We start from the raw sequence: 14,562 nt of genomic DNA, 5'->3' as shown, positions 1-14,562 counted from the left end.
AATCAAGATTATTTGCCGAATTTTGATTCGGCAATCAATGACTTCAGTTTTGCGCAGATATTGACTGAAAATAGATTCAGTGGTGGCGATCGTATTAACGATGCTAACCGTGGTGTAGCAGCACTTACATCACGTTTTGTTGATAAAGAGACAGGCGTCGAATTTTTGCGGCTGGCTGTCGGTCAGATGGTGAATTTCACTGATCCCAGAATTCAGTTATTGCCGCCGCAGGTGACCAGTGGAAAATCAGATTTTATTGCTGCAATATCAGGCCGCTTAACACAGGATATCAGTACGGATTCCAATATTCAGATAGATCAATCCGGAGGAATCGTTGAAAAGGTCCGTAGCGGTGTTAGCTATCAACCGGAGCCTGGTAAAGTACTGAATTTTGGCTATCGTTTTACACGTGACGTACGTGAACAAGTCGATACGTCGATTGAACAGGTTGATACGTCGGTACAGTGGCCGATTTATGGAGGTTGGCGTGGTGTTTCACGGGTCAATTACTCGTTAAACGACGATAAAATCTTGGCGGGTCTGGCGGGACTTGAATACAGTTCTTGCTGCTGGGCTTTAAGGGTTGTATTGCAACGACTGACGACGGCAACACAAACAACAACGACAGCATTCTTTTTGCAGCTGGAGCTTAAAGGATTGATGGGGCTTGGTAACAATCCGCTGCAAGTATTACAGCAGACAATTCCTGGATACACCAGCGTCCACTAATCATTGGTTTTGCATATCGCACTCATCACGTATCATCATTCTATGCTTCAAAGAAAAGATTTTTGGATAGTCCTGATACTGTTTGTTTTCTTGCCAGCCCAAATTACCGCACAAGAATTGGCGTTTGCTCCGGTAGCTATACCGATTAATCATATAGTTGCTGTTGTAAATGAGGACGCCATTACTCGATATGAGCTTGATGAAGCAATAAAAACAGCTATCGGCCGGATGCAGCAACAAGGGATGCAAATACCGGATCAACACACTTTAGAAGAGCAGGTGCTGGAGTCCATTATTACAAAACGCATACAGATTCAACATGCCCAGGAAGTCGGTTTATCGGTCGCTGAAACTGAATTAGATGAAACTATTAACCGCATTGCCGTCGATAATCAACTGACCTTACCTGAATTTCATGCTGTGCTGGAGAATGATGGTATCAGCTATAACAAGTTTCGCGAGGAAATCCGGGAAGAAATGATTATAGCGCGACTTAAAGAGCGTGAAGTTAACCATCAGGTCAATGTTACAGAAGGAGAGGTGGATAATTTCCTGCAGACGCAGAAGGCCTCGGCGGAGGGCGATGATGAATATCGACTTGGGCATATTTTAATCCTGGTGCCGGAAAATATGAACTCAGATCAGATTCAGCAAAGAGCTGAACGTGCTGAGATGGCGTTGACAAAACTGAGAGAAGGTGTCGAATTTTCTCAGGTAGTTGCGGAATTTTCTGATGCAGCGGATGCAAAGAATGGTGGCATCATTGAATGGCGCCCAATTTCTCAAATGGGGCCGGATTTTGCTCAAATGCTAGAAACGCTGCAACCAGGTGAAATGACATCCATCGTGCAAAGCCCGAACGGTTTTCATATCTTCAAATTACTGGGCAGGCGTACTCAAGAAACACCGACAGTCATTATAGACCAAACCCATGCACGCCATATATTGATAAAAATTAATGAATTGATTTCTGAAAGTGATGGAAAGATGAAGATTCTCGCGCTTAAAGAACGATTAGATAGAGGGGAGAGTTTTGAAGAAGTGGCCAAGCTCTATTCCGAGGATGCCAGCGCATCGTCCGGTGGCGATCTTGGTTGGCTCTCGCCTGGTGATACCGTGCCGGATTTCGAGCGTGTGATGAACGCGCTTTTGCCGGGTGAAATCAGCGATCCGGTAAGATCTCAATTTGGCTGGCATATAATTCAAGTTATGGAGCGTCGTACGCAGGATATCAGTCTTGACCGACACAGACAATCGGCACGCCAAGCAATACGAACTCGCAAGTCTGACGTGGTTATTCAGGATTGGTTACAGCAATTGCGTGATCAAGCCTATGTAGAATATCGTCTGGATCAGGAATTATGAATCATAAATTGATTCCGACATTAGCGCTGACTGCAGGAGAGCCGGCAGGAATAGGTCCTGATTTATGTGTACAACTTGCACAACAGCCATTGTCATGCAAGCTGGTGGTGATTGCGGATGGCGATGTATTACTGGAACGTGCAAAACAACTTAGACTTCCCTTAAATCTGATTGATGTTTCTACGATTTCTCCGGCTCAACACACTGCGGGAAGTTTGCAGATTTTGCATATTCCAGTTGCGGAACCGGTAATAGCAGGGAAACTCAACCCGGCGAACGCACAGTATGTTTTGACTACGTTGGATCGGGCTGTTGATGCCTGTAAATCAGGACAAATTAACGGCATGGTGACTGCGCCGGTGCATAAAGGAGTAATTAATGATGCCGGTTTTCCTTTTACCGGCCATACGGAGTACTTGTCGGAACTGATGCATAGCCCGGTTGTTATGATGTTGGTGGGCGGGGATATGCGGGTCACGCTGGCGACAACTCATTTGCCGCTCAAAGACGTGGCAAAGGCGATTACAATAGATAGCATCGAAAGTAAATTGCGCATTATTCAGTATGATTTAATTTCCCGTTTCAGACTCGAGAAGCCACGCATTGCAGTCGCGGGACTCAATCCGCATGCGGGTGAATCCGGTCATCTGGGACGCGAAGAAATTGATATCATTATTCCTGTTTTGAATAAACTACGGGCTGAAGGTATGCAATTAACCGGCCCTATTCCCGCGGATACGTTATTCAGCCCCACACAACTCAAACAGTTTGATTGTATTTTTACCATGTACCACGATCAGGGCTTGCCTGTTTTAAAGCATGCCAGTTTTGGCGGTGGTGTAAATATTACATTAGGGTTGCCGATTATTCGAACCTCCGTTGATCATGGCACCGCTCTGGAACTGGCTGCAACCGGACAGGCAAATGCTGGAAGCCTATTGGCAGCCATTGACATGGCTGCGCAGCTGGCTAACAACCAAATATTTTCTCATAGTCATGCGACATAATCCTCGCAAGCGTTTTGGTCAGAATTTTCTTTATGATCAGTATATTATATCTAAAATTATCACTGAATTTTATCCGCAAAAAAATGATCGTATCATTGAAATAGGGCCAGGTCTGGGGGCGTTGACACGGCCTCTATTGCAAGTGATTGATCATCTGGATGTGGTAGAAATCGACCGTGATATTGTGGACAGGCTGAACAATGAATTCTCGCATGAGAAACTGACTGTTCATGCAGCTGATGCATTGAAGTTTGATTTTTCTATTTTTGGAAGACAACTACGCATCATCGGCAATTTGCCTTACAACATTTCCACGCCATTATTGTTTCACCTGAGTCAATTTTCTGATCATATTTTCGATATGCATTTCATGTTGCAGAAGGAAGTGGTGGAGCGCATGGTGGGCGTGCCGGGAACATCTGATTATGGACGACTTTCCGTGATGTTGCAGTACCGATTCGATATGGAGTATGTATTCAACGTGCCAGCGGAATCTTTTCGTCCGCAGCCGAAAGTCGAATCGGCTATTGTGCGCATGACTCCTCGGCCAGTGTCGTCGTTGATGGCTGTTGATGAAACATTATTTTCACAAGTTGTGTTGGCTGCATTTTCGCAACGCCGTAAAACCTTGCGTAATGCACTGCAGCAGTATTTAATAGCGGAGGATTTTTGCACGCTGGATATTGATTCTGGGTTACGCGCTGAAAATTTACCTGTGGAGAAGTTTGTTGCGATCGCCAATTTTTTAACCTGATTTATTCCAACCGCTAGAATTATTTTGCTATTCTAGCGACAATAGATTTTTTCAAAGTGAATTGAGCAAATATCTGTGTGTGGCATGACTACACTAATTTCTGGAGGGAATGCATGATTCGCTATGGGTATATATTGCTTGCGCTATTTATACTGTTCTCGTTTTTTGCTTGCGCCAGCAAATCCAAAGAACTGAAGGTGGTCAATGCAACGGATAAAGTACAGAACCCGACATCTTTTGAACAATTGACCTTCAAATCAGAAGGGAAAACGGTTTTTGAGGATGAAGGGAAATTTATTTTGATTGAAGGAAGCAAATGCGCTCAGCGCAGCAATGGCGAAGAGACAGCCACCGTGCTTCAATGGCTAGAGCTACCTAGTTATGTGGATAGCGGCACGGTGATATTGAATGGTTGGGATCTGCGATTTTTGCATGGCGACCGCGAAATCAATTCGATGCGTGCAGACATCACACACAGTAAGGTGGTAAAGAATGAAGGTTCTACTTTTTTAGTATTTGAGGCGCAAGGTAAGCTGGATGATCAGAATCGCAAAGATGCTTATGAATTTTGTGTGTTTTATACCGGTTTTGGCTACCGCTCAGTTCATTTCGATGCCGCGATTGAAGGTGATTACAACGGGGTTGAAGTTTCAACACTGCAGAATAAAAATCAGGGTGCGCTTGCTACGCTGGAGAATGCTGGGAACAGAGGCACGCTAAAAGGGAATGCCGCGATCGCGATCATCCCGCGGGGATTTGATTTTCAGTTCGATGATACGTTTGAATGTGAATGGCGGTTCCCACCTTGCAAGTGGGGAGATCGTGCGGATTATCGCTTGCTGCAAGTAGCCTACAATCTCTCTCAATCCAGCGCATCGCCCAGTTTAGATGGCAGCCTACATTGGGCCGCGCAAACTGTATTTAAGGACAATAGCACGCGCACATACCAAGTGAAAACACGCGCTGCAATGATTCGCGGCAGTAGTGTCAAATTGCGTGCAGATTTCCTGGCATTGAATCCTCGCGCAGGAAAAATCACGGATACTTGTCGCAAAAATGTCGACGGTGTTGTTCGCACCCACACATTTCGTATCAACGATTTACCTTTTGACTATGCTGTGCCCTTGCTGACTGGCTGGGATCTCTCGTATGAGTGTGAACATCAGCAAGTGCAGCGTGCCGGAATCTGGTTACACGATATCCGTTTTGACCCAGATTCAAACAGCCTGGAATATAAAGTATCATCCATTTTACGGGATCAAGATGGCGCTCCCAGTTTCAACGCCGCACAGCGTATTACAGTATTGGGGCTAAATCGAATTCGCTCACCAGTTCAGAACCGTGCGCCAGTAAATATTAGGATCAGGGAGTACTGAGAGGAAGGATTGATAGAATTGTCGGGTCTACCTTGCAGATAATTTCTCGTTATCTCAGTAATTTATGGTTTTCTAATCACCAACACAGTAGGATTAGTTAATTCTATTTTTGCTTTGCTTTTCAGATTTTAGCGTGAGCTTAATGGCATTATTTAATTGGCGATTTGTGAATATTTTATGAAAACTTGGTTCGTTTGATTTTACTAACAAATTGAAAAGCTGATGATTGGTTAGATCACGCTTTAATTGTAATAGTAAGGCAGTAAGGCCTGAAACATGCGCTGTGGCTAAAGAATTGCCAGAAACAAAGTCATAGGTTCCTCTGGGTAAGGTCGTTAATATTTCCTCGCCCGGTGCGTATACGGTAAGAAGATGATTTTCGTATAACGATTGCATGATATTGTGGGTGTTAATACTGCTAACACCGATAACGCCTGGCTGCTGAGCTGGGAAACCAGATTCTTCATCATCTTTATCAGCTTTCGATGCAACGATGATGATGCCACGTTGAACAGCTTTCTCGATCAATCTAGCCAAGAGAGGATCATAAGGACCAGTTAGGCTTAAATTAAGAATATCCGCCCGCATCTCGATAGCAGTATTGATTGCTAACGCTAAGGTAAAACTATTGCAGATTGCTTCTAAGCTGCCTGCCTTAACTTCCCAGCAAGCTTTTAGGGCGATAACATTGCTATCCGGTGCAATGCCGACTATGCCTTCTCCATTATTCGCTTTAGCTGCTATAACGCCAGCAACCGCTGTACCGTGAAGTTCGCTGGATGGTTGTTGTTCTATTGATTTTTGCGTAACAAAATTTTTACTGTGCTGAATTTGGCCCTCTAAGTCAGGATGTCTCGTGTCAACACCGGTATCAATGATTGCGATAGTTACATTCTTGCCTGTAGTCCGCTTGTGTATTTCATTTATATTCATTGATTGGATGTTGGTTTGCAAGCGGTAGTAAGGATCAGTGTATGCACTTGCCATAACTTGGAATGTGCTCATTGTCTGAACGCTACTGACGCGATTGTCATTTGTTAATGCATTAATGACGTCCTCGATAGAGCGATCCTCATCAACTACATATACAACACAGTGTTCACCAATTTCACTGATTGACCATTGGGTAAGAATTTTTAACTTGTAGTCATCTCCAATATTGGATGCTATTCTTTTGCTCCAAGTCGAATCGCTATAGTTACCCCTTTGCCGATATGTCAGATTGGACATCCCAATGGGAATACTATTGATATGCATATCGGTATAGGTCACTAATATGGTGCGATTTGTATGTTTACTATCATAAACGTCGGGATCGATATATAAATCCCGCACGGCTTTTGCCGGGAAAGCAATAACCATTACCATCAATAACGAAACAATACCCAGATAAATTTTTATATGATTACTTGACATCAAAGTATGAGCCTATTCAGAAACGGACAACCCTTGAGCAAGCTCCGCAAAAATAACGGATGCGTGGTCTCGCAAGCGAAAAATTGCATCATTTACTTGTTGAGTATCCGTTTGATGATTGCCAATTTGAACTTCATAAACGCCATTCGGAGATGGCCCTTTAATAATATGTCCTGAAACGCTATTCACTATAATTTCAATCTGCTCTGAATCAGGTTGGTCTGCAAAAACAATTCGAACGATGTTGTTTGTGTTGTTTGTGTTGTTTGTGTTGTTTGTGTTTTCACTTGAGTTGGCTAGCGTCCTGTATGCGCCTTCCATTTCAGGCTGGACAACCCACGAATTTAGCATAAACGGCGCTGCTAACAAAAGTAAGCTAGCTGCTAAGGCAGTGTATTTTACAAAGCCAAGAAATTGAAGCTGAAATGGAAAAAATATAAGATCTTTACTTGAAACCGTACATTTATTCGAAGCACTAACCTCAGGGTGTGTTTCAATTCGTTTTTTTAATTGAGCAAATGAAGCATGTGATACCTGCTGTAACAGATCGGTTTGTTGTATCTTTTTCAACAATCGCTCTTGCAGATTTAATTCAATTCTGCACGTGATACAGGTTCTAACATGATTTTTCACAATAGCATGCTCAACGGGATCCAACGATCGGTTTATATACCAAGGTAAAAGATCCCATGCCTTTTGATGTTCACTTTGATTGGTCAATTTGATCTGTGTAGATAACATCCGTTAACTCCTGCTATTAAGCTCTAGAAAAAATTTAGCTAAAATTTTGCGCGCATGAAACATTCTGGTTTTTACTGTATTTTCGGGACATTGCATAATTTCTGAAATTTCACTGTAGTGTAATCCTTGAAAATATGTCATTTCCACAACGGCACGTTGTTCCGCCGATAGCTTTTCAAGCGCAGCTTCGAGCCAATTACTATCTTCCACTTGCGAAACCCAACGAGCCCCTCGATCAGGAAAGTAATCCAGCTCATCATTAAATTCGACTGATTCATCCTCTCTCTTTGTGCTTTTTTTGGCACTTTTTAATGATTTTAAGTAAGCGATGCCTAAAATCCACGTTGATGGTCGACACGTTTGATCATACGTGGCGGCTTTTTCCCAAACTACATACATCACGTCATTAATGATTTCTTCAATACAATCATGATGTCTATTAATACGAAAAATAAATTGATATAGCCGATTAAAATAGAGTTGATATAGTTGTTCGAAAGCCTTTCCATTGCCAGTCGCGGCTTCTGCGATCAAATGCCGTTCCTTAGCCTGTTGTTCATGCGAGCTAAAGGGTTTTTGCATCATACTTAAGTCAGGTACTTCCACATATTGCTGCCTTATTATTAAATTTACTCGTATATTACCTAAATTGAACTAAAGGTTCATTAGAGTAAGCGGTTTTGAAAAATTAATATCCTACTGTGAAAGAGAATAATACACGATCATCAACGGCATGTGGATGAAAACCCCAGTGTGGCGACGACGGTACATAATTTCTTGTCGCAGTATGTGTGGCTCCATAATAACGAACATCGACGCCTATATTGCGGGCGAAATGCCAAGTTAATCCGGCAGTCCAATAAAGATAATTGTACTCTAGTATTTTTTTCTGATTATTATAGCCTAGGGTGCTGGATATTTGGATTGAATTGGTAATTGGATAACGTCCGTTAACCTCATACCCGAAACCCACATGATTTTGTTGATAACTATCTTCAGAAAAAAAGAAGTTGGATGTCAGTATGTCACGAAAATGGCCTGAGATATAAAATTCGTTATAGTCAACCTTTTGATTAAATACTTTTCCGTTATAAATATAGCGTGTCCATTCAGCATTAAAACGCCAGTCATTAGATAACTTATAGGCCCAGCCTAGATAAGGGCGGAATTCCAAATTAGAGCGATTTTCGAATCCAAAATCAGCAAAATTGACAGTTGAAATATTAGTGCCCAGATATATACCAGATCGGGACTCATAATCAATGCTGGCTTGTGCGGCTGGTTTGCTATCACTTTTTGAGTAACCTCGCCAAAAATAATCTGTTGTTCCAGTAATACTTCCATTTAGTTGGGCATAGCAGTCTGGCAGATTAGTGAGGCATAACGCTAATCCAAGAAAAATACTGCTTAAATGTATGGGACGCATTGTTATTTGATTAGGGTCGTTAATATTTGAAACTGATTCGGGGGCTATGATTGATTCTCTTTGCAAATAAATGATCGAGAAATGATGACGTGTTTTGCTGAAAAGTAAAAAGCTGGCTGCGTAGAGTTTCATTAAGCAATTCAAGTCTTATTGGTTTTATTTTGTTATTTAATTCTGCAACAGAGTATCTGGTTCTCAATGCGCAGTATTTAGAAAGAAGCATTGCAAAATTAACTTATTTCTTTCTTCAATGATAAAAACGAAGGTAATGAGTAATTTTCATTACGATTTGAACTTTTTTGATTCTGACAGAATTAACATTGTGGATGAGAGGGGATTGGATTATTAAAAGGAGATTGTTGTATTTTCTTAATCCACAATTAAGTGCATATTTATATTGGGAGATCGTAAGATTGAATACGCTTTTTATTATAATAACAACCTCAGTAACATTATTTTTTATGCCGTCAATTGTATTTGAACGAGGAATGGGAGGGACAGGTTGAAGCATGCGAATATAAATAACAAGGCTATTTGAGTTGCGGTTAGTAGAATTAATGCTACACGCGACTGTATTATAACTGACCGCCAGTTTGTCTCAGAGCAGCATTGATAAGCTTTGATTGCTTTGAATTAATTAGTTTTAGTTTGCCGCTGCGGCGAAAATGGGGATATTTTTCTAATGGCATGCTATATAGATTCGTCGATTGAATGCGGGTTCACGCATTAGGTACAGTTCGATGTTGATCTTTCAAGGAAATGTTAAATTGTGATGTGAATGTTGTGACGATTGCTCAAAGTCCGTATGGATTTAAAAAATAAATTGATATGATTTTTTGTATTTGAGTGTATATCATGGTTGACCATGAAGCTTCAAAACGTTAACATGCGCATCTCACCAATTCCCTGATAGCTCAGTCGGTAGAGCGACGGACTGTTAATCCGCAGGTCCCAGGTTCGAGCCCTGGTCGGGGAGCCAATTAGATATAAATCTGGGTTTTTAAATTCAACATACCCGTTTATGACTCCTATCCGTATGAGTAAACGCTAAATTTTTGCTCGAATATCCTGTTTGATCGCCATTCTGTGAGCTTTACTCGTTGCAGTTTTAAATTATTCCTCGTGGAAACTTTGAGCCTTTGCCATTTCTGGCTTAATACCTTCGTGTCGTCGCTATTGCACTAAGGAATAGGCTCAAGATTCTCATTTATTGAACTTGCGATTCTCCGAGGTTTGCCACGGTAATAGACGCAGGGCGCGCGGAGCAAACATATTCAGTTCCGATCTTTTAACTTTAGTAGAAGGAAATGGTACATGAGAATTAATATGCAAACTTTATTGGGAGAGAATCTCAGAACATCGATTACTAACAAGATAAATGTTCAGGCATATATTCTGTTGCCCGCACTATTGCTTTGTATAGGTTTGATTTTGGTCCCACTGGGAGCCGTGGCAGCACCATCAGACTCCACCTCAGTCAAATGGCATCCTGGCCACTATTACATAATCAAAGGTTCGAGAAAGAACAATACTACATACTTATCGCAAGTATATAGTGAACTCGATGCAACACCCGCATTGAATGGAATGATGATCCGGTATTTTTGGGCAGATCTGGAAGATTCAAAGGATGTGTATGATTTTTCATCCATCGATAAACGTCTTGCCGAACTGGCTGCGAGAGGAAAGCGTCTTGTTATTCAGGTGCAAACGAAATCATTTAATGGCAGGCAAGTTGTGCCCAATTACTTGAAGACAGCTGAATATGAAGGTGGTGAATTTACTATTAGTGATTTTGGCAGCACAGTAATAGGCGGACGTAATATTAAATTATGGAATTTACAAGTACGCGATCGCCTGATTGCTTTATTCGAGGCGATGGGTAAACGCTACAACTCGCACCCATACTTTGAAGGCGTCAGCATGATAGAAAGTGCCATGGGGAATCCTATGGAACCACTGACGAGTTACCAAGTTTCTGAATTTTATGATAATAAAATTATTGTGCATCAGAAAATGCGTTTGTTTTTTCCTAACACAATGACGATTCAAGAAGTAAATTATCCGCGTTCAATTCTCGCATCATTCGTGAGTAGTCTCAAAGATGTTGGGGCGGCACTGAGTAGTCCGGATACTTTTATTGAGGAAGAAGGTTTGCTTTATCCAGGAACGAAATATGATTCCAATAAGGGAATCTATAATTACTATTCAGATTTTACTGACGTGATACCTATGGTTCCCACGATTATGCCAAAAAATTATGAAAATACGAAAGGTGACGGAACGGGTTATGTCCCAACTATTTCTCAGATTTTGGCTTTTGCGCGAAATACTTTAAATGCCAACTATATCTTCTGGACACGAGAAGAGCATTACGAGCAAGTATTGGAAGTATTAAATATGAATGCACAAAAGAATGCTCCTGCGGGAGGATTAAATCCCATCTGTCCAACTGCTTATCCATCTTGTGCTGACTAGAGGATTTCTCGATCTAACTTAATAGGGCATGGTTCTTTTATTAACAGATGACTAAATCAGATTTTTATAAATATTAGATGTCAATCATGATGTTTCTAATCTAAAAAGAGTCTATAGCCCAGCTAAATGTTGTAATGTAAAAAGTGCTGCGATCTTTGCAACTGCTGAATGATAAACAAAGTTGCTGAGTCTGGCAGGCAGACGAAAGGCTTTTGTACTGCTGTTGTTGCTTTAAGTGCAGGCTCAAAATGCTCATTTATCAGTGCATGAACTGCATCTTTGATTTGTAGAACATCTTAGAATATTTTTAACCCATTGAGAATCTGTCTGGTTCCTAAAGATTGGGCAAATTCAGATCACAGAACTGTTAGATCGCTTTACTCGTTTTACTTTCGAATAAGAATGTAAGATTTTCGAGCAAAAAATTCGGAGCGTATTCTCTCAGTTCCTATCTTTTAACTTTAGAGAGGAATTTATTCTATGAGAATCAATACTCATATCAGTCTTTTAATGCCGACCACAAACAGGTTAAATAACAAAGTACATAAACTACTGGTAGCAATATTATTTTGCATTAGTATGATTTTTGTCCCGCTAGGAGTCGTGGCTGCGACGATAGATCCCACTGCTGTCAAATGGCATCCAGGCCACTATTACATAATAAAAGGTTCACAAAAGAACAATGCCACCTACTTATCACAGGTATATAGTGAACTCAAAGCGACACCTGCATTGAAAGGGATGATGATACGATATTTCTGGAATGATCTGGAAAAAGCAAAAGGCGTGTATGATTTTTCATCGATTGATAAACGGCTTGCTGAGCTGTCCGCCAAAGGGAAACGTCTTGTTATTCAAGTGCAAACAAAATCATTTAATGGCAGGCAAGTTGTGCCCAATTACATGAAGTCACCTGCATATGAAGGCGGTGAATTCGATATTAGTGATTATGGAAATAAAGTAGTTACGGGACGTAATATTAAGTTATGGAATTTGCAAGTGCAGAATCGCCTGACTGCCTTATTCAAGGCAATGGGAAAACGTTATAACTCGCACCCTTACTTTGAGGGTATCAGCATGATAGAAACCGCTATGGGGGAGCCTATCAAACCACTCACCAATGCCCAGGTAACTAATTTTTATAACAATAAGGTCATTGTGCAGAAGCAAATGCGTTTGTTTTTTCCCAATACAATGACGATTCAGGAAGTAAATTATCCGCGCCCCATTCTCGAATCATTCGTGGGCAGACTCAAAAATATTGGAACGGCTTTGAGTAGTCCAGATACTTTTCTCGAGGAAAAAGGTTTGCTCGTTGAAGCAACAAAATATGACCCCAACCAGGGAGTTTATAACTATTATTCAGATTTTGCTGGCACTATTCCCATGGCTCCCACGGTTATGTCAAAAAATTATAAAAACACGAAAGGTGATGGAACGGGTTATGTGCCAACTGTTGCAGAGATTTTGGCTTTCGCACGCGACACCCTGCACGCCAACTATATCTTCTGGACACGGGAAAAACATTCCGCGAAAGTATTGGAAGTATTAAACTGGAAAGGACAAAAATATGCTCCTGCGGGAGGATTAAATCCTAAATGTCCCAGAGCTTATTCTTCTTGTGTTAGCTAGAGTTTGTTATATTTCTTAATAAGTTAAAGAACTTCGCGCAGCCGTGAAAATTTTGTTGTGGCAATGGGGAATAATTTTCAGATGATGCACGTTACGCATTTATAGGAAATTTTCCCCCTTATACCACTGCTACACCAGACAGACTGATGGGTGGTAAATTTTGAATGTTGATTGACATCTTATTTACTTAAATGCAATGTAGTCATCTCTGAAATACTCGCAAGTAATAAAAGTAAGAATTATGATTTTTTGTTGATAACTTCGACCAGAAATGTCAAAACTGATGCTTATTTTTGGTCGAAGTGATAATTACAGTTTGAATTATTAATCAGTAATGCAGGAAGAGTATGCACTCGGGCAGGTCGAAATCAATCCGCCAGATGGTGTGCTTATTTGTCTTTTCCAGCTCATTACCTCTAACACTTGTCCGACATATTCTGGGAGGCGTTGCCAGAATATATAATTGGGTTTTAATTCGTTACGTGCGAATACTAGAATTTCCTGAACGGTTGGTACATGACCTTGTTTATCGCCACGCGTATTTAGGTAATTGACCTTCTCAACTGTAGGAGCAATAGGTACAATCCCTGAAAGCTGAGAGAAATACTTGTAAGCACCTTGAGGAGAATATGCGTTTCCAATAAAATTTAAGCCTGGTTCATCTGGATAAATATCCGGGCAGCCGAGAGCCCCCCCTATTTTTACCATCTCTGAAGTGATTTGCTTGAGATATTCGCGTGGATAGTTTATTTCTTGAATCGTCATAGTGTTGGGAAAGAATGTACGCATATTTTTCTGCACAACGATTAAGTTATTAAACCATCCATCTGTTTGTGCTTTTGTCAGTGGGGTTGTCGCTTGCCCCATGGCCGTTTCTATCAAGCCGATACCTTCAAAATTCGGGTGCGAGTTGTAGCGCTCACCCATTGCTCTTAGTAATGCAGTCAATCGTTTACGTACATTCGTGTTCCATAATTTAATGTTATAACCGTCTATAGTTGGAGATCCCCAGTCTCTGAATGGAAATGCGCCGCCTTCATATTCAGGTGCCTTTAGATAATCCGGTATGAGCTTCCAATCAGCCTCGAATGATTTTGTTTGCACCTGGATAACCAAGCGTTTGTTCATGGCTGTGAGTTTTTCAAGATGCTTATCAATGGATGAGAAATCATATACACCCGGTGATTTTTCCAGCCAGCCCCATAAATAACGCAGTTGCATTCCACGCAGTGCAGGTGTCGCTTCAAGTTCTTTGTAAACTTGCGCCATGTAGATCGGGTCGTCGTTAGCCCAATTTTGGATGGTGTAGTAATGACCTGGATGCCATTTTACCCCAGTGGTCCCAGGAGGCAATGGGGCTGCATATACTGATGCCAAAGGAGCAAAAATCGTCGATATGGCGATTAATGCTGCAATGGATATAGCGTTTATTTGTTTGAATGCGATCGATAAAATAATGTTTGGATTCATGAGATTATTTCTAGTCATGTAAGACTCCTGTGATGGACTTGAAGAAGTTACTGGTACTACGAAAAATTCGAAGAATTACTTCAAAAGGTTATCTGATGAACCTAATGGGGCCAGTAAATAAAAAACGTTAACATCTTGAGTGTTTAATATCCCCATTGAGTATTTCCT

The 14,562-nt window shown here is 41.2% G+C and carries 12 protein-coding genes and 1 tRNA gene; 8 read left to right on the top strand and 5 right to left on the bottom strand.

The window, feature by feature from the left end; all coding sequences use genetic code 11:
* The 5 genes from Q0C11_RS12705 to Q0C11_RS12685 form a co-directional block, all read left to right on the top strand.
* A partial coding sequence (locus Q0C11_RS12705) for an LPS-assembly protein LptD (protein ID WP_293008544.1) occupies nucleotides 1-729 on the top strand: 729 nt, incomplete at its 5' end.
* A 42-nt stretch (nucleotides 730-771) separates the two neighbouring features.
* The gene (locus Q0C11_RS12700) at nucleotides 772-2,094 is read left to right on the top strand and encodes a peptidylprolyl isomerase (protein ID WP_293008542.1); all 1,323 of its coding nucleotides are present in this window, start codon (nucleotides 772-774) and stop codon (nucleotides 2,092-2,094) included.
* Nucleotides 2,091-3,101 (top strand): 4-hydroxythreonine-4-phosphate dehydrogenase PdxA, encoded by a 1,011-nt coding sequence (pdxA, locus tag Q0C11_RS12695; protein WP_293008540.1) that lies wholly within the window; start codon nucleotides 2,091-2,093, stop codon nucleotides 3,099-3,101. Before Q0C11_RS12700 ends, pdxA begins: the two co-directional genes overlap by 4 nt.
* Nucleotides 3,091-3,855 (top strand): 16S rRNA (adenine(1518)-N(6)/adenine(1519)-N(6))-dimethyltransferase RsmA, encoded by a 765-nt coding sequence (rsmA, locus tag Q0C11_RS12690; RefSeq protein ID WP_293008538.1) that lies wholly within the window; start codon nucleotides 3,091-3,093, stop codon nucleotides 3,853-3,855. Before pdxA ends, rsmA begins: the two co-directional genes overlap by 11 nt.
* Nucleotides 3,856-3,968: 113 nt before the next feature.
* Nucleotides 3,969-5,231 (top strand): hypothetical protein, encoded by a 1,263-nt coding sequence (locus Q0C11_RS12685; RefSeq protein WP_293008536.1) that lies wholly within the window; start codon nucleotides 3,969-3,971, stop codon nucleotides 5,229-5,231.
* 93 nt (nucleotides 5,232-5,324) lie between these two features.
* On the opposite strand, the gene Q0C11_RS12680 is transcribed toward Q0C11_RS12685, so the two are convergent.
* The 4 genes from Q0C11_RS12680 to Q0C11_RS12665 form a co-directional block, all read right to left on the bottom strand.
* A complete protein-coding gene (locus tag Q0C11_RS12680) occupies nucleotides 5,325-6,593 on the bottom strand; it encodes a S8 family serine peptidase (protein WP_293008534.1) in 1,269 nt (422 codons plus the stop codon).
* 66 nt (nucleotides 6,594-6,659) lie between these two features.
* Nucleotides 6,660-7,388, bottom strand: coding sequence for a zf-HC2 domain-containing protein (locus Q0C11_RS12675; RefSeq protein ID WP_293008532.1), 729 nt, complete (start codon nucleotides 7,386-7,388; stop codon nucleotides 6,660-6,662).
* Between the two features lie 3 nt (nucleotides 7,389-7,391).
* Nucleotides 7,392-7,922: an RNA polymerase sigma factor gene (locus Q0C11_RS12670; protein WP_293008530.1), complete on the bottom strand. Its 531-nt coding sequence runs from the start codon at nucleotides 7,920-7,922 to the stop codon at nucleotides 7,392-7,394.
* Between the two features lie 154 nt (nucleotides 7,923-8,076).
* Nucleotides 8,077-8,946 (bottom strand): TorF family putative porin, encoded by an 870-nt coding sequence (locus Q0C11_RS12665; protein WP_293008528.1) that lies wholly within the window; start codon nucleotides 8,944-8,946, stop codon nucleotides 8,077-8,079.
* Between the two features lie 771 nt (nucleotides 8,947-9,717).
* On the opposite strand from Q0C11_RS12665, the gene Q0C11_RS12660 reads away from it, so the two are divergent.
* The 3 genes from Q0C11_RS12660 (at nucleotide 9,718) to Q0C11_RS12650 (ending at nucleotide 12,924) form a co-directional block, all read left to right on the top strand.
* Nucleotides 9,718-9,793 (top strand) — tRNA-Asn (locus Q0C11_RS12660).
* Nucleotides 9,794-10,140: 347 nt separating this feature from the next.
* A complete protein-coding gene (locus Q0C11_RS12655) occupies nucleotides 10,141-11,292 on the top strand; it encodes a glycoside hydrolase (protein ID WP_293008526.1) in 1,152 nt (383 codons plus the stop codon).
* Between the two features lie 480 nt (nucleotides 11,293-11,772).
* Complete coding sequence (locus Q0C11_RS12650) at nucleotides 11,773-12,924, top strand: glycoside hydrolase (RefSeq protein ID WP_293008524.1); 1,152 nt, start codon at nucleotides 11,773-11,775, stop codon at nucleotides 12,922-12,924.
* A gap of 324 nt (nucleotides 12,925-13,248) precedes the next feature.
* Here the strand turns inward: Q0C11_RS12650 and Q0C11_RS12645 are convergent, their stop codons facing one another.
* Nucleotides 13,249-14,412 (bottom strand): glycoside hydrolase, encoded by a 1,164-nt coding sequence (locus Q0C11_RS12645; protein ID WP_293008522.1) that lies wholly within the window; start codon nucleotides 14,410-14,412, stop codon nucleotides 13,249-13,251.
* Nucleotides 14,413-14,562 lie beyond the last annotated feature (150 nt).

This window comes from Nitrosomonas sp., from assembly GCF_022842015.1.
GTDB lineage: Bacteria > Pseudomonadota > Gammaproteobacteria > Burkholderiales > Nitrosomonadaceae > Nitrosomonas.
Note: the sequence above shows the minus strand (reverse complement) of the source record. Positions and strands in the feature narration are given on the sequence as shown.